The organism is Leptolyngbya sp. CCNP1308 (assembly GCF_034932455.1).
Classification (GTDB): domain Bacteria; phylum Cyanobacteriota; class Cyanobacteriia; order Phormidesmidales; family Phormidesmidaceae; genus Nodosilinea.
In genome coordinates this window covers 1-14,859 of the sequence record NZ_JAYGIH010000021.1, presented here as the reverse complement: position 1 = coordinate 14,859, position 14,859 = coordinate 1, and the positions used below count along the sequence as shown (strand labels likewise).

Below are 14,859 nucleotides of genomic sequence, written 5' to 3'. Positions count from 1 at the left end.
CTGATTCACAAAGCCTGTCACAATCACAGACATGTACATGGGCGAAGGCTTGAGCCGGATGATGGGTAACTGTCAAGTCCGGTTCTTTGGGGGGAGGGATGCGGCGACGTATGCCCTCCTACCCGACCATCTGGAGTTTTTGCCCCTGGGTAAGAAATTTCAGGAGCGGGAACTGGAGAACGCCCTGGTCGCCCACATCCGAGACTTCCTCATGGAGTTGGGAGTTGGCTTCGCGTTTGTTGGCAGCCAACACTATCTCAACATCGGTGGCGAAGATTTCTATCTCGACCTGCTGTTCTACCATCTAGAACTACGCTGCTTCATCATCATCGACCTCAAGATGGGTGAGTTCAAGGCCGAGTATTCCGGCAAAATGAACCTCTATGTCTCAGCAGTCGATGACCAACTTCGCAAGGAACACGATAATCCAACGATCGGTATCATCCTGTGCAAGTCAAAGAACAAGACGATTGCTGAATACGCCCTGCGCAACGTCAACACGCCGATTGCTGTGTCGACCCACAAGCTACCCAAACAACTACAGGAAAACTTGCCAACTGCCGAGCAGCTGGAAATGGAGTTGGAAGCCGCTGTGAAAGAGCTCGGAGACGATCAGCCGGATGAGCTGTGAAATCCTATGACTTTACCTATACCCCTCCTTGATGGCCCTAAAGTAGCGAACGTGCGATTTAGAGCCAATTAAAGCTAAAAGCATCGGTACATAAGTCTTTCAGAGATTAACAACTTGGGGAACAACCCGGTCGACTGAAAATACATATAAGGCCTCAAACCCTCATGATTTCGTCGAGAAAGACGTAGTGTGACCATGGCAACGGGAATTGTCCAGACAATGTCTGGATTATTGAGGCTCACTCCTCAGAGGCAGTTGGTTGTATCCGGGGTTGAGTGAGTAATCGTACAGAAAGTTACGCTAAGGCTGAAAGCCTCGCGGGGAGTGCTTTTCAAAGCCCGTTTTTTTGACGTTCTTTATCAGACGCCCTTGTACCAGTTGAACAGTGCCCTAATTGGTACAGAAAAATAGAACGGTATATCAAGGGTTTCAGCCCCTTTCTGCCAGAAGGGTTCAATTGGTACAGAAATTAGAAGTGCTTAGCGCGGGTTTCTGTTCCATTACTACTCAAACCCCGACACCGCGAAAGCGCACTAATACTGATGAACCTGTGGCACAATTAGGGCTATTGGCCACTTCTGTATGAGAAGTAGCTCACCGGTACGAGCCATGTACCAGTGAGCTTTGAGCTGACGACCGATCCCTTACAAGAGGAAATTACCGTGGATTACGGCAAAATGATACGCCAGCTACGTCGATTGTTTCGGAACCTAACGCCCAAGTTACCTCCGGGGCTCAAGGTGTTAGCGGGTGCTCTAGTTGTAGAGCTAGCAGCGGAGGTCATCGTAAGAGCCTTCACTGCATCCCTTCCGTTCTAGAAAGGCATTAGCCTTTCTGTTAAAAGACCTCTGTTCTTGTTCTAGCAGGAGCAGGGGTCTTTGTCTTTTGACTAGACAGTTGAAGCGGTATGCTCCAACCCTCGTCCAATGAAGGAATACATTGAATGCAATCCGTCTTAAAGTATTATAGCAAGCTAGGTTGAAAATTCCACTTTGAGGTTGAAAATTCCAAACCCTTGCAGCTATAGGGTTTCAGCTATCTGATAACGCTTAGTCAGCAGGAGTAAACACACAGAAAATCCTCAGGAGTAAACACAAAACCCCTACGGGCGGGGCTGTGCTACGTTCGGATTAACTGTTGTACCTCTCAACCCCATTCGGCGCGGGCGGGCTTGCCCGACTCCCTCGACATAATCCAAGTTTGAACGCGCTGGCTGTCCTCTCGCTTGTAGGCCCGCTTCAGCATGGTGCAGGCCTGGGCGTAGACACCTTCAGCGGCAAACCAGGAAAGAAAGTCGAAATCCATCACGCGTAGGCTTACGGAGCTTGCCGGGGTTCTTAGCCCAGTCAAGGGCCAGGGCAATCCAGTCGGAGGCTTCCACCAGCAGGTAATTATTGCCGTCTTACGCGTCGATTTCAGACACCCTATCGGAAAGGGTTTGACGAGGGATGCCGATATGTCTGTCCATGCCATGGATCCCCATGCCAATGGAGAGTTTATCTGGCCCCAGGCCGTTGGGGTCAATGATGATGGCGTTGATTTCCCGGCTCTTGTAGCGCAGGGGAATGATTTGACCGGCGCGAAATTCAGGCATAGCGGCACTCTTGAAGAAGAAACTATTGGTTATTGGGTGAGGATTCCTGATTAGTCGCGTTAACAGGCTCTCCAGCATCGAGAGAATCAAGCCCACGCAGATGATAGAGCAGTAGCAACCGCTCATCTTCCGCCAGCTCAAACCAGCGCTTGCCTTCAAATCGGTCGGCAATAAACTGGCGAATCACCTCCATAGACCAGCCCAAGCTCCTAATCTGGTGTTGAATCTGCTCATGCAGGGCTGGGTCATAGGTCGCAGGCTCAGCATCCTGTGGAAAAGCAGGCTCATCCCCCCGCACCCCCCTTTCCGGAGAAAAAGAATTTAAATCCGATCGCAAATCACCGGCGCGAAGCGCCTCACCCTTCATATATCTTTCCGAGGGGTGTAATTCCTTGATTTCTCGGGGTTCTAGCGATTCTGGCATTGCTTCAGAACTCATCTCTTCAGGAGCTAGAAGGCTTGCCAGTTGGGCTATTACACCCTCTTGGTGCTCGGGGTGCCAGAGGCTGAGGTGCTTATAGAGGGTCTGCTGGCTGACTTTGGCGGCTAGGGCGATCGCCTTGGCTCTTGCCGTAATCTGCTCAGGCAGCTCCCCCGCCTGCTCTAGCTCGGCGTAGACAGCACAGATGCGGTGCTGGGCATCTTCGGCCTGCTGCTGGTTGAAGGGCACCAGGTTGTTCTTGGGCTGGCTGGTGTCACGGCTAGGGGTGGTGCCCAGGGGCCAGTAGTAGCCTTCGACGGCTCTGGCCCAGGCGATGACTTTGCGCTCGATGTCGTGTTGGTGGCGGCAGTATTGTTCGTAGCCGGGGCAGTTGAGGGCGATGCGCAGGGTGTAGTCGATTAAGGCTTGGCCCTGGAGGCCCTCGAAGACGCGACCGTAGCAGGCGATGGTTTTCAGCAGGTGGTTGGTTTGGCCGTAGTCGGTCCAGCCTTCGGTGATCTCAATGTCGAGGTCGTGTCGCCAGCTCTCGACGGGGTGGCTGCGGCGCTTGGGCTTTTTGCGGTGGTTGTCGCGGCCAATTTTCATCGCATGGAGCAGGGTGTCCATGTCTTGGTGGCTAGCTGCGCCATCCCAGAGCCAAAAGAACCGGGCCAGGCTGCTGCCGATGGGGTTGAGGGCATCGTCGAGCAGGCAGGAGCCGCTACCAGGCTGGAGGGGCAGGCGGTGCCCCATGTATTCGATGAAGGTCTGAACGCCGTAGGCTTTAACGTTGGGAAAGATTTCGAGCTGCCCGGCCTGGAGTCGAAACCCCTGGGTCTGGAGGCATTCCTTGAGGGTGACGGCCAGGTTAAAGGTGTTGACCAGCTCGGCAAAGGGGAGGTACAGGTGCAGGCCACCGCTCCAGCTGGAGCGAATCAGCAGGGTGCGGGTAATACCAATGGTCTCTAGGGCAGCGCGGATCTGGGCGACGCCTTCGGGGGTGCAGTAGTCACCACCGGCATCGAGGTCGAGCAGGGCATAGCGGGTGTCGTGGGTGAAGCGGACGCCGATTAACTGGTTGGCATCTTGCCACTGGTTCCAGAGAACGCGGGGCCGCAGCGGGTAGGTGTTAACGGTCGTCCAGGCGGCTTTGGCGGTGGCGTCATCCGGCAGGTCGGCGCGGATGAAGCTCCAGGGGTAGTGGCCAAAAATTTCACACAGTCGCTGGCCGGTGGGGTCAGCGGGTAGGGGTTCGGAACGGGGAGTCTTACGCGACTCCTCGCCCCATCCTATGGATGCGGTCATGGGGGCCTCTCTCTCCTAAAAAAGAGCAATGAGTATTGCCCCGAGAGAGATCCGGTGTTACCATAGCCGCATAAGTAATTAGTGCGCGACTCGGGACTGGTCCTCTCGGGTTTTCGCTTTTTAAAGAGCCGGTGGCATTCGCTGCCGGTTCTTTTTGCGTATTAAGGGTCTGGTCAGGACGCTTAACACTGATTCACGCGATCACTAGGTGGTCAGCCCAGCGGGGCGTCAATCATTGCCGGATCATAGTACAGGTGTCTAAACCGGGCAAGCCGACTCTAGATATTTGATTTCATCGGGGTTTTGGGGTTGGTATCGGCCTCCTAACGTGCAACAAAAGACTGTGGTTACCGCTCGCTCTGCGGTAGTTGCCAGGGCTCTAGACCAGCGTCGCGGAGTTGCTGTTCCAGTCGGGCCACCTGTTCGCGCAGGTCATCGGGTTCTGCGTAGGCCTCGCCCAATGCGGATAAATCTGACTGGAGCCGTTGGGTGAGCAGGGCATCTCGATCACTCTCACTACGCTCAACTCCAAAGGCAGCATCAAAACGGCGTTCTAGGGTTTCGGTAGCCAGAGCTATGCAGAGTTGCAGCGCCTGCTTATTACCCCGATGCGATTGCCAATTCCAGTAGACAATGACCACATCGAGGGGGAGAGCCCTGATTCTAGTCTGCCCCGTCAACTGGTCGTTAGATTCCACTTCCACTTCAGAAATCCGAGGCGTGGAGTCATTGCCCAGTAAAGCTTTGATGGCCTTTGAGCGCAAAAAATCCGAGGCGTTCGACACGGTTAACGAAACCGATTCAGCAGCGCCGGTAATACTCATCCGATAGGAGCCGTCGGGCATCTGGAACCCATCAACCGACAGCGTGCCGATCGCTACCGTAGCGCGTTTGGCTTTGTCGCCGGTGGTGCTCACTTGCTGCCCTCTCCTGACTGAGCATCGCCATGCTCCCTCACAGCTTTTGCCGCTAGATAAACAAGCAGGTTAGGTATGGTGCGCTGCTCTGATGCTGCCAGCGCCTCAACTTGTGCATAAAGCTCATCTTCAAAAGTGACAGTAGTTCGCTTAACCATGTCCTGCGGTGCCGTGGGATCTCCAATGCCCATCATCTTATTCCTACTTAAGAGTTTCAGCTTACAACTATGCAATATTAGCTCAAATGATGCTGATTTATGCCGATTTATGCTAACACTGTAACTATCCGTGGAACGTGGCTGGAACAACCGGGTTCCACTGAACCGCCTAAAGCATTGATGTACCGAAGTTTCGAGCTGTAACTAAGAGGTGTAACGACGTGGAACGTCAACCACTATCAATTCGCAAGTTTGCCGAGGTCTGTGGGGTGTCCCATACCGAAATCGGGCGCAAGATGACCGCTCTGGGTATCTCAGGAACGCCTCAGGGCAAGGGTTTACCCACATTACTGAGTCCGGCTGAACAGGACAGAATCGCTCAAACCCTGTTTATTCCGGCAGAACCGCCCACCGAGCCTGCGCAACACGTTGAGGTTCTGGGCAGTGGTTTATCGGTTTACACGCCGCCGCCGCTGGCAACTCGGGGCGTCAACAGCGAGTTAAGCCGCTACCTGCAACAGCAACAGCTCACCCAGGCGCTGGGGGCGTTTAAGGGCAATCAGGCCAGTTTTAGGAACGCCCTGCTGGGCCTAGCGGCTGAGTCGGGTCGCCAGTTGGGCCACGAAATGGCCGTTGCCGAGATGAACTCCGCCCTGGCCACCCACGCTCAACTTCAACAAAACGTGGGAAAGGAACTGGGCGTCGTTGTAGACACGCCCGATACCGCTGCTGCTGGTTAGGGGGTTTAGCCCTGATAACCGCCGTTTTCATCCTGTTAATGCCGTAACTCTGGTCATAACGCCATGGAAGCCAAATTCACTCCCCCTGCCGTCCCCCTCGCGTACCGTCGCGAGGTCGTTGGCGGTGCATCGCCGATTCAAAACATCTACCTAGCCCCCGTTCCCTGGTGGCAAAACCGCCGTTACTGGGCTGCTGGTGGCATCGCGGTGGCCGCTCTCTCTGGGATTGCCTTCGCCTTGGCTCAGTCTGGCCGTACGGGCGACGAGGGCACCTACCAAAGCGAACTGCCCGCCCCTAACTACGAGAACGTGCTGGCGGCGGCCCAAGACCGGCTCTCGGGCAACTACGAAGACAGTCGTTTGGTGTTGGCCGACGTTGGTCGGTCGGTGCTCAACAATGAGGCCTATCGCTACCGCCAGCAGGCGGAACAAGACGTTCTAAAGTCCACTGACCCCTGCTATCAGCAGCAGATCATTTGCCCTCTCAACCGCTACCAGCGCGATGCCCAGGTGATGTTGGATACCGCCAAGGGCGATCGCGATTGGCGACAGGCTAATGCGGCGCTCTTCCGAGTCGAGGCCGTGGAGGTGGCGCGGTCAATGGCGGCGCTGCCCCAAGACCCGCCGACCAACTTGGCTGTGGTCGCGATTGAAAACCTGGTGCAGTACCACGACCGCCAACACTCTTTGTCTGAAGAGGTGCAGGCCCATGAAGTTAGAGACTAACCATCTGCTCTATGGCTCCATTGGGGCAGCGGCCCTGGGGCTGTTCTGTGGCCTGCAACGGCCTGCCAGCAACCTTACTCCTGCCGATCTGGAAGCCTTTGCCAATGGGGCTCAGATTCGCTACGAGAAAACCTACCCCTATCTGCCTGCGGCGATTGCCTTTGGAGCTGTGGCCGTGGGCTGTGGGGTGGCGTGGGCGTTGGGGGGGGAGCAGCCCAAAGTTGCTATTGCAGGCCCCCCGATTCAACCCGAGCCACAGAACTGGAACGGGCAGGTGCCTTTCGCTGGAGCGACTGAGTCTTTCCGGGTGGGCAACCCTGCCGCTATTCTCGCGGCTCGTATGCGGCCTACCTTGATCTCGGCTAATCCTCGGGTCGGCAAGGGGCTCACGGTGGCCCACGCCTATCGTCAAGCCCAGGTGAAACAGGGCGCGGTGGTGTGGGTGATTCAGCCCAAGTACCACCCCAAGGAGCATGGCTATTGGGAAAAGGCCGACAACGTGCTGGGCTTCATGGCTGACTCGTTGGAGTCCAAGGAGGATATCGACGACATCTGCGACCAGATGCAGAAGTTCATCTTTGCCTGGCGGCAGCTGCCTCAGCGGCCCAAGGTGCTGATCATCGACGAGCTGGCAATGATGAAGACGGCTTTCAAGGCCTGGTACGACGGGTTCCTCAAGTCGCAGCTCACGATGGAGCTGTCGTCGGGGGAGACGGACGACCGGGCGCTGTGGGCGATTACTCAGTCGTCGCTGGTGGGCGATATCGGAGTCAGCGGTGGCATGAGAGCCACGTTTGACCTGCTGACCATTCAGACGCCCAGCAGCCAGAGCCATCTGGAGAGCCTGCGCAAGTCTGACACCAGCATTCCGCCAATCGAGGATGAGGTGATTTTTGAGCGATCGTTCTCGCCCAAGCAGGCGGTCTTCTACCACTCAGAAATCAAGGAATGGCTGCCGATGGTGGCCTATGAAGTGCCGAAACCGAGTTACGCCCCTGCAACGGCGGGTGCAACGGACGGAAACGAAGACGGGGTACGGCTTTCACCTCTGGGTGAAACGAAAGTTTCTGCGTTTCCAGACCCCTCTTTAGCCCCGGATCTGCCCCTGATCATCGCGGTAACCAACGCTTTGGCCCAGGGAATGCCCCGCTCCCAAGTCATCAAAGAGGTGTTGGGTTGCACGGGCAAGAAGTACCAGGAGGGTTGTGATTTATTTGACCGCATCAAATCCATCATTGAGGAAAATTCCTAATGGCTAGCTCCAAGAACAATCAACTCGCCAACGGCAACAACGGCCCTGAGATCATCGACGGGCAAATCATCGACATCACACCCCAGCTGTCATCTCCAGGTCGGGGCAGCGGTGTCCAGCTCGCGCCGCGCAATGCCATGCGCTCTAACGTGCAGGATGGTGGCTGGTTCGATGCCACCAGCGGCAAGCGCAAGCCGATTTTTGTCATCACGCCCACTACCGATCCCTGGAGCATTTTCCCGGTGATTCGCAGCGGCCTCAGCTGTTTGCGGAACCACCCGTTACAGACGATGGGTGGAGCTTTTATTTCGGTGTGGGGTGGGCTGTTTGTGCTCTCGGCTGGGCTGAATGTCCTCCAGGGTTCGGCGGTTAAGGCCGGGGGCGACATCTGGAATCCGGTGGTAGCGGGGACTAACTTTGGGGCGATGTTGGTGGTGCCGACGCAGAGCCTTGCGGGCAGTGCCCACAAGGTCTTGACCGGGGAAGAGCGGGTAGGGCAACCGATTGAAACGCGTCCCTACACTCGCGCTGTGAAGGTCGGGGAGTAGCAATGCTGTTCTGGCAAATCAGAACCCGGTACCTGCTGGCCCTGGCGGCGTTGTTCGTCGGGGCCGCGTTTTTAGACCTCAAGCAGCCGGGCCGGGGGCAGTTCTACAACCCGGTCTATGGGGTGAGGTCTTGGGTCAACATCCATCAGCCTGCGGCGTGGCAGCTGGTGACCAGGGTGCAGGGTAACGATGGTCGTCTGCAAGCCTGCGTGGCGATGGCTCCTGATCCGGTGGCCCTCGATGCGACTAAGGCGGAGCTGCGCAAGGCGCTGGTGGGGGAGTCGGAGGCGATCGCTCTGGATTGGTTGGGGCAGCCTGCCTGCGCCTTGGGTAACGGGGTCTACCGCTGGGCCTTGGACAACGGATTGGCCCTCGATGTGACGGTGACGGAGGGGGAGGTGACCCACAGTGAACTCAACCGTTAAACATATCAAGCCCCACTGGTCGGAGTTGCCGCCAACCTGGCGCTACGTGATTGGCACGGCGATGCAGGCAGGCGAGCTGGTGCTCAAGCTGGGCTGCGTGGGGGCGATCGCCACTTCGCTGTGGGTGATGGTCGATCAGGAGACGAATGAATCCTGGGGGGCTCGCTTCAGGAAAGTCAGCGCTGTGGCGGAGGCAGTAGTTGGGTTCTACGACGATGACTTTAAAGCCCTGATCAGCAAGGGCGATGTGATTGCGGGCTACACGGTCAACTCGGGCTTTGGCCTGCGGATGCACCCCATCCACCAAGAGATGAGGATGCACTCGGGTATTGATTTGCCGACGCCGGAGGGGGTGCAGGTTCATGCGATTGGCTACGCGGGGGATCGGGTGTCGGTGCGCTGCTGGAGTGACCCGAAGGGTTATGGCACGGTGGCGGACATGACCAGCAGTGCCTTTCCTGAGATCACCTTTAGGGCGGCTCACCTGTCCCACTGTAAGGGGGGTGAGCATCGGGCCGGGGCGGTGGTGGCCAAGACGGGCAATACGGGCGGCAGCACGGGCGCTCACCTGCACTGGGAACAGCGACAAGGCGGTGTGGCCCAGGCTCCACAGAAGGGCTATCTGGTCTGGGCGCTGAATGGTCGCAAGCCCAATGAGCGGCTAGGGGATACGATTGCCCTCTACCAGGCGATCGTTGCTAAGGAGTCAGGTGGTGACCCCAGGGCCGTCAACCCTGACACGGGGGCGCTGGGTCTGGGGCAGGTGATGCCGCAGAACCTTAATTGCTCCTGGGACGGCAAGCCGAAGAGCAACTGCGGCTGGGATTACGATGTGCTGGGTCGCGATGTGTCACCCCAGGAGTTTTTGCAGAACCCCGAGATTCAGCAGCAGATCGTGGGGGTCAAGCTGGAGAGTGCGCTACAGCGGCAGATTCAGGCGGGCCACGATATGAATACGGCGGTGAAGCGGGTGGCGGCGGAGTGGTATTCGGGCAATCCTGAGCTGACTCACGATACTCGCCCGCAGGATGGCTATGAGTCCATCAAGAGCTATGCCGACAGTGCGGCGGAGAAGTTTCACCGGCTTCGGCAGGAGAACTTGGAGAAATAGGCACTCACTGAGGGATGGTTTTGGATAGGCCATCGTTGCTATGCCCCTACTCGGGGCGATCTCGCAGGGGCCACAGAGTACGCCAGAGCTAGGGTAAAAATCCGCAGGCCAGCAGCAACGCCGGGGCCAGGTCGATGGGATAGTTCAGGTTAGATCACTCCAGCGAGGTATCAAATGGACGCCGACATTCAGACCCTAGAGCAAATCCTCAACCGCATCCTGCACGCCGAACCCACAGACAAAGCCCAGGCCGCACTATTGGATCAGGCTTACAAGGGCATCCAAAGCGCGATCACTGCCCTGGAGCAGCTTGAGGCGCAATAGCCCCAGTGGAATTTCACACCAGCCTCTGGCCGTAGTCATTGTTTTCGGGGTGGAAAGGTGCGCCCCCTACTCCGTAACCCAGCTTCCAAAATTATCCGCAGGTGGAATCGAATTTAATAACCCCCCGATGCACGGGGCACCAGGGGGCGGGTTTGTTATAAGAGTTCGGGTTTATGGGGAGTCGAGAGGCAGTAGGTCTGCTCTCGACTCTAGAGTGCCCTGAACCGGCTGGTTCAGGGCACTCAAAGCTGGCATGTTTACAGGATGCTGGCCGAGCGCGTCAAACCCGTTAACGTTCGTCGAAATGTAGCCCAGTTTCTTTACTTTCTTCCCCGAGTCGTGTTGTTTGCCAGGGAGCAGCCCATAACCAATGCCTCAAGTTCACCGCCATCGATATCGCGCCTGGACAGAGCACATCAGCAATCAGCAGGCTATTCCCCAGAGTCCATAGCACCACCCACGCGACCAGGCGATGGTGCCCAAACAAAACCCCCACGGCCAGCAGTACCGGTGGGGGTTTGTTCTCAGACTGCATCTACGATTCAGGACTCCTGCCCGTTGTCTAACCCAGGGTGCCCTTGTCGGTGGGGGCGGTAGCAGGGGTAAGCTGTTTGGCGTAAATGGAATTTCACCTCTGCCCCTGGCGATCGCTGGGGGTCTTTTGTTGGCTATTGCCACCGCCATCCGCCCCTCACAACCCATCAAAGGGGCCTTGGCCGGTGGGGCAGTGGCAGAGGGTCTATTGCGATCACCTTGCCCCCGAAAATCGTTAAAACGCCTGGTGGGTGGAGTTTAGGGGCATTTCACCCCGCCAGGGATGGCGTAATGTCTGTACGGTTCGGAAGCGTAGCCCTCTTAGGGCGTAGCCACCCTCACCGCTAGGGCTGCTGCGCCGTTTGACGCTCGGTGTCGCCCCATGCCGCCCCATGTCGCCCAGGGAGTCAGAGTCAGAGAGCCATGGCGGGGGAAAGCGGCAAGTGGCGGTAACTGGCGTCAAACCGACCCAAAACAAAACCCCCACAGGCCAGCGGTGCCTGTAGGGGCTATACCAGGCGTTGCTGAATGGCAGTATGAATTTGCGAAATCCGGAAGGAGTTTTCAAAGATTTGAGCCGTCGCTTCATACCCTGAATCAGCAACGCCCTATACCAAGTTGTGCATCTACCGCAGTCGGTAGCACTCTCGTCTGCTGCCACGCAGATGCTCGTGCATTGCACCTAGCTACAGTTACCATCTAGAGAGGTTAGGAATTTATCTGACATGTGTGGAACTGAAGACGTTAATGAGTCGGCTCGGATTCGCCCTGAAGATGTAGAGATTGAAGTTTATGTTGATGATTCTCAAGTTGTAGAGCGAATTAGGGCATTGGTAAAGCGCGACGACAGGTTTGTTATTTTTCCTAACGGCTACAAGATCGAGGCTGCTTCCTTGGTTGAAGGGCAGATGCCAAACATATACGATCCTGAAGGTAATAAAGTTGTGCCAGATCAACAAACTACTCGGTCTTCAGGGTGGCAGAGAGTAGATAACCTAGATGAGTGGATTGCTAATTATGATCCCCTTGAAGAATTCTATAAGTAGAGTTTCTAGATTTAGAGCGGTTTCTATAGCTTCATCGGGTTTTGTAATTGGCCTATCGGTTATAACTCGAATTTCCTACCAATCCGTCAAAACTTATACTCAGGCGGCGAGGGCTGTACAGCCATTTGTCTCTTCGATCTTCAAAGCTTTACAGCGATAGCCGTTCGCAGATGAAGAATATATTCTCCTAATTTTAGAATCGGCGCTTTGCCAACACACAAAAGGTGATCGTTCAGGGGGGTTAGACCACCAAAGAGATTTCAGCCGCTTCAGGAGTCGTCGGGAGCAACGGCGGTGGAGTCTGGCCAAAGCGAGCGCTCGACAGGCTTGGGTGAGGAAGTCCAAGACATCGCACTGTTGAGCCTTGAGGGACGTGACGACCGTTATCATCCGAGCGACAAATTCACTGCCCGCCTGGGACTGAGGCCAAGACTGGTGCGCCGCCAAATCACTGTTAGACGCAACGCCCGCCCCGCCGCATTGTTGGTCGGCTCCACCCCCGAGTGCTGCACAAACGTCCAGAAGGCCGGTTCTACTAACAGTAGGAGACTTCTAGGAAATACTTTCCCTTGGCAGTAAGGTTAGAGCAAGCCTTATCTGCGAAGTACGCTATGGCTTCTCTGACAATGCATATCATTCGAATAGGGCTACTCGCATCTCTGGCGCTACCCCTGTCTATGCTGCCTCACATTCAACTCAACAGTTCTAGTGCCTTGAACACCGTATCTCTCACAACAGTTGTAGACAACCTCTACAAACAAAACTTTCTCTCAGAGGCCACTTACCAGGAAATCAAACGGTTGATAGAACTGGGTGAGGTACACAGTCGGTCAAGCTTACTTCACCATGTGATAGCAGATTCGGCCCAGCGTTGGTTAGAACCTTACGGACTTGGTGAATCTGTTGTCTACGGTCCCGATGTAGTAATCTCTGGCGAGATGCCCGTTACGGAACTTCAACAGTTACTTCAGCAGCTAAATGATACGGGTGCACTAAGTCCCCCTGTTTATGAGCAGTTACAAGAGGAACTTGCGGCAGGTCGTATCAGACTAGATATTACGCTGTTTGAGCAAGCCGAAACCCGAATGGAGCAGTATGAGCAGCTTCAGCCAGAGGCGGTCGCTCCCCATCTCCGAGAACTAAATGCATTAGGTATCCTCTCAGATGAGAACCTTGCCCGGTTGTTGCAAGATCTCGGCACTGGACAGATTGACAGTAAAACTGATTTTGTCAACTACTTTGATCGTGCCCTGCTAATTAATCTGCAAGACTACTCCTCTGACCCTAATGATTACTTTTTAGAGATTCATCAGGCGATCGCCCAAATGCTTGCCGAAACGGACATAGCAGACATTAGACTTGAAGATTTTAGGCTTGAGGTTCTTCAAGAATCAGATCTATACCACCTAAATGAAGACCATAATTTGATTGTTTCTGCTCGCGTGAACGGTCGGCTGTACCAGCAGGGCAGTTATTACTTTTCTTCGCCTCGCGACAATAGCTTGTTAGGGCAGATAACCGAAGGTAGTTCTTACAGGCGGATAGATATTGAAGAAGCCATTCATCTTTTCAACAAAATTTTGCGGGATCAAGCTTCTCCTTATCGGGTTTACGCTGTGGCTAATGAGGGCGCTCGCTGTGGCATTCTTGCTCTTACTGAACAGCAATTTAAGCGGTATTCTGGCATGGGCTATAGCTCATACGGGCAGAGCCATGATAATTCTTTGACGAGCGATCGCATTGAAGAAGCTCTCACTCTCTATGAACAAATTGGACTGTTGAATCATCTGACTCCAGCGCAAATTGATAGGGGACGACAGCGTATAGCCCAAACTTTAATTACCCGTCCCTACGAATTGCTAATGGCGTTCGATAATACAGTCGTCGTAATTGAGGACTGGGAATCTGGCAATGTAGATAATCCATATCAGGAGTTTACCCGTGAGTTTGCCGCAGCTTCTCATGGCGCATTTGCTCCAACTGATATTTCAAATGAGTATGACTGGGAAAGTGAAACAGCCGGACAATCTTTCACTATTAACGGAACGCGCTACAGCACAGAGCTTGATTTTCAGGGCGATTGGTTAGATCCAAACTTCTTCACTTTCATTCAAGGCGTGGTCGAAGAAACATCTCCTGAAAGCAGACTTTATCCACTCTATGGTGACTATGAGCTGGTCGGCTACCTGTTTCTGACGGAGCAGCAGCGCAGAACTCTTGAAGCGGAAAAATTAGTCACTTTAGAGTCGCCGCCAGCCCCCCACAGAAATACTGTAGACGGTCAAAATTCAACAGTGCCGCCAAACTACGCCCCTGTTCAACCTCAACAAACTAATGAGCGACCAAACGAAGAATGGGAGGGGTGGATCTATATCGGCTCTATGAACCGAGCGCAGCAGGCATACTATGCGGAACATGAGGAATTTGCTACAACGCTGAGACAATTGGAATTAAGCATCTCAGAAGAAACAGGATCCTATCGATACACCATTGCAACACCGTCTGATCTGAGCCGAGGAGTAATCATGATGGCGCAAGCCAAACGTGAAGAATTGAGGAGTTTTGCTAGTGCCGTATGGTTAGTTGAGATGAGATCAGGCGGTTTTATTGTGGAAAGGAGAACGATGGCGGAAACTTGTGAGACAGAACAACCCTCGACCACTTCACCTGAGCTAATTCTCCCTACCGACATCACTCAAACCAGTATTTCTTGCTCTCCTGGTTCTCGACAAGTTAATCGCCTCGAATGACTTACCAAAGCTGCTGGTTATCAAACTTCATCTTGGAAAACAGAAAACTTGGCAACTAGGAATCAATAATTCTTGATCATCAACTCCTTGTCCTTAGCGACAAATTCTTGAATACAAACCCAGTGAGCGGTGCTGAACCTAGCTAGGAAACCTTTTGGAATGGTGTGCTGCTCACCATCGTTGACAAGGCGGTCCGATGGGCGGCGGCCAATTGTGCTCTGCATCTAATTGCAGAGATGGGCAACCTGCTTAGTTGCGCGCGCAGGCAACTATTCAACCCGCAAGCATCCAGTAGGTTAATGGCATTGAGGTGGTTAGCCTTCGCTATAGCTCCTAACGGTTCCTTGTAGAATTTGCTTGGGGTGTCTCAATCTGAT

At 54.7% G+C, this 14,859-nt stretch carries 16 protein-coding genes and 1 pseudogene; 10 read left to right on the top strand and 7 right to left on the bottom strand.

Annotated elements, in window-relative coordinates; genetic code table 11:
• Nucleotides 1–37 precede the first annotated feature (37 nt).
• Nucleotides 38–631: a DUF1016 domain-containing protein gene (locus VB780_RS08260; protein ID WP_323350659.1), complete on the top strand. Its 594-nt coding sequence runs from the start codon at nt 38–40 to the stop codon at nt 629–631.
• A gap of 1,146 nt (nt 632–1,777) precedes the next feature.
• Here the strand turns inward: VB780_RS08260 and VB780_RS08255 are convergent.
• The 5 genes from VB780_RS08255 to VB780_RS08235 form a co-directional block, all read right to left on the bottom strand.
• Nucleotides 1,778–1,936, bottom strand: coding sequence for a hypothetical protein (locus tag VB780_RS08255; protein WP_323350658.1), 159 nt, complete (start codon nt 1,934–1,936; stop codon nt 1,778–1,780).
• 97 nt (nt 1,937–2,033) lie between these two features.
• On the bottom strand, nt 2,034–2,225 hold the full coding sequence (locus VB780_RS08250; RefSeq protein ID WP_323350657.1) for a hypothetical protein: 192 nt from the start codon (nt 2,223–2,225) through the stop codon (nt 2,034–2,036).
• Nucleotides 2,226–2,247: 22 nt separating this feature from the next.
• Nucleotides 2,248–3,951 carry a hypothetical protein gene (locus tag VB780_RS08245; RefSeq protein ID WP_323350656.1) on the bottom strand — a complete coding sequence of 568 codons (1,704 nt, stop codon included), beginning with the start codon at nt 3,949–3,951 and terminating at the stop codon, nt 2,248–2,250.
• A 347-nt stretch (nt 3,952–4,298) separates the two neighbouring features.
• Nucleotides 4,299–4,868, bottom strand: a complete 570-nt coding sequence (locus VB780_RS08240) for a hypothetical protein (RefSeq protein ID WP_323350655.1) — start codon at nt 4,866–4,868, stop codon at nt 4,299–4,301.
• Nucleotides 4,865–5,059, bottom strand: a complete 195-nt coding sequence (locus VB780_RS08235; RefSeq protein ID WP_323350654.1) for a ribbon-helix-helix domain-containing protein — start codon at nt 5,057–5,059, stop codon at nt 4,865–4,867. Before VB780_RS08235 ends, VB780_RS08240 begins: the two co-directional genes overlap by 4 nt.
• Nucleotides 5,060–5,247: 188 nt before the next feature.
• On the opposite strand from VB780_RS08235, the gene VB780_RS08230 reads away from it, so the two are divergent.
• The 7 genes from VB780_RS08230 (at nt 5,248) to VB780_RS08200 (ending at nt 10,152) form a co-directional block, all read left to right on the top strand.
• On the top strand, nt 5,248–5,766 hold the full coding sequence (locus tag VB780_RS08230; RefSeq protein WP_323350653.1) for a hypothetical protein: 519 nt from the start codon (nt 5,248–5,250) through the stop codon (nt 5,764–5,766).
• 63 nt (nt 5,767–5,829) lie between these two features.
• On the top strand, nt 5,830–6,492 hold the full coding sequence (locus tag VB780_RS08225; protein ID WP_323350652.1) for a hypothetical protein: 663 nt from the start codon (nt 5,830–5,832) through the stop codon (nt 6,490–6,492).
• Nucleotides 6,476–7,744 carry a hypothetical protein gene (locus tag VB780_RS08220; protein WP_323350651.1) on the top strand — a complete coding sequence of 423 codons (1,269 nt, stop codon included), beginning with the start codon at nt 6,476–6,478 and terminating at the stop codon, nt 7,742–7,744. The genes VB780_RS08225 and VB780_RS08220 overlap by 17 nt, the downstream gene beginning before the upstream one ends.
• Nucleotides 7,744–8,292 carry a hypothetical protein gene (locus VB780_RS08215; RefSeq protein ID WP_323350650.1) on the top strand — a complete coding sequence of 183 codons (549 nt, stop codon included), beginning with the start codon at nt 7,744–7,746 and terminating at the stop codon, nt 8,290–8,292. Before VB780_RS08220 ends, VB780_RS08215 begins: the two co-directional genes overlap by 1 nt.
• Nucleotides 8,293–8,294: 2 nt before the next feature.
• Complete coding sequence (locus VB780_RS08210) at nt 8,295–8,717, top strand: hypothetical protein (protein ID WP_323350649.1); 423 nt, start codon at nt 8,295–8,297, stop codon at nt 8,715–8,717.
• The gene (locus tag VB780_RS08205) at nt 8,701–9,828 is read left to right on the top strand and encodes a peptidoglycan DD-metalloendopeptidase family protein (RefSeq protein ID WP_323350648.1); all 1,128 of its coding nucleotides are present in this window, start codon (nt 8,701–8,703) and stop codon (nt 9,826–9,828) included. The genes VB780_RS08210 and VB780_RS08205 overlap by 17 nt, the downstream gene beginning before the upstream one ends.
• Before the next feature lie 174 nt (nt 9,829–10,002).
• On the top strand, nt 10,003–10,152 hold the full coding sequence (locus tag VB780_RS08200) for a hypothetical protein (protein ID WP_323350647.1): 150 nt from the start codon (nt 10,003–10,005) through the stop codon (nt 10,150–10,152).
• Between the two features lie 769 nt (nt 10,153–10,921).
• On the opposite strand, the gene VB780_RS08195 is transcribed toward VB780_RS08200, so the two are convergent.
• Nucleotides 10,922–11,173: a hypothetical protein gene (locus VB780_RS08195; RefSeq protein WP_323350646.1), complete on the bottom strand. Its 252-nt coding sequence runs from the start codon at nt 11,171–11,173 to the stop codon at nt 10,922–10,924.
• Nucleotides 11,174–11,411: 238 nt separating this feature from the next.
• On the opposite strand from VB780_RS08195, the gene VB780_RS08190 reads away from it, so the two are divergent.
• Nucleotides 11,412–11,732, top strand: a complete 321-nt coding sequence (locus VB780_RS08190; RefSeq protein ID WP_323350645.1) for a hypothetical protein — start codon at nt 11,412–11,414, stop codon at nt 11,730–11,732.
• 241 nt (nt 11,733–11,973) lie between these two features.
• Here VB780_RS08190 and VB780_RS08185 read toward each other — a convergent pair.
• A pseudogene (locus VB780_RS08185) lies at nt 11,974–12,277 on the bottom strand (IS66 family transposase); the annotation flags it as partial.
• Between the two features lie 66 nt (nt 12,278–12,343).
• Between VB780_RS08185 and VB780_RS08180 the strand changes: the two are divergent.
• On the top strand, nt 12,344–14,482 hold the full coding sequence (locus VB780_RS08180; RefSeq protein ID WP_323350644.1) for a type IV pilin-like G/H family protein: 2,139 nt from the start codon (nt 12,344–12,346) through the stop codon (nt 14,480–14,482).
• Nucleotides 14,483–14,859 lie beyond the last annotated feature (377 nt).

Coding starts and splice junctions, on each gene's coding strand:
- VB780_RS08200 (WP_323350647.1), top strand. CDS start 10,003: ATGGACGCCGACATTCAGACCCTAGAGCAAATCCTCAACCGCATCCTG.
- VB780_RS08260 (WP_323350659.1), top strand. CDS start 38: ATGGGCGAAGGCTTGAGCCGGATGATGGGTAACTGTCAAGTCCGGTTC.
- VB780_RS08215 (WP_323350650.1), top strand. CDS start 7,744: ATGGCTAGCTCCAAGAACAATCAACTCGCCAACGGCAACAACGGCCCT.
- VB780_RS08190 (WP_323350645.1), top strand. CDS start 11,412: ATGTGTGGAACTGAAGACGTTAATGAGTCGGCTCGGATTCGCCCTGAA.
- VB780_RS08245 (WP_323350656.1), bottom strand. CDS start 3,951: ATGACCGCATCCATAGGATGGGGCGAGGAGTCGCGTAAGACTCCCCGT.
- VB780_RS08235 (WP_323350654.1), bottom strand. CDS start 5,059: ATGGGCATTGGAGATCCCACGGCACCGCAGGACATGGTTAAGCGAACT.
- VB780_RS08250 (WP_323350657.1), bottom strand. CDS start 2,225: ATGCCTGAATTTCGCGCCGGTCAAATCATTCCCCTGCGCTACAAGAGC.
- VB780_RS08220 (WP_323350651.1), top strand. CDS start 6,476: ATGAAGTTAGAGACTAACCATCTGCTCTATGGCTCCATTGGGGCAGCG.
- VB780_RS08255 (WP_323350658.1), bottom strand. CDS start 1,936: ATGGATTTCGACTTTCTTTCCTGGTTTGCCGCTGAAGGTGTCTACGCC.
- VB780_RS08210 (WP_323350649.1), top strand. CDS start 8,295: ATGCTGTTCTGGCAAATCAGAACCCGGTACCTGCTGGCCCTGGCGGCG.
- VB780_RS08225 (WP_323350652.1), top strand. CDS start 5,830: ATGGAAGCCAAATTCACTCCCCCTGCCGTCCCCCTCGCGTACCGTCGC.
- VB780_RS08180 (WP_323350644.1), top strand. CDS start 12,344: ATGGCTTCTCTGACAATGCATATCATTCGAATAGGGCTACTCGCATCT.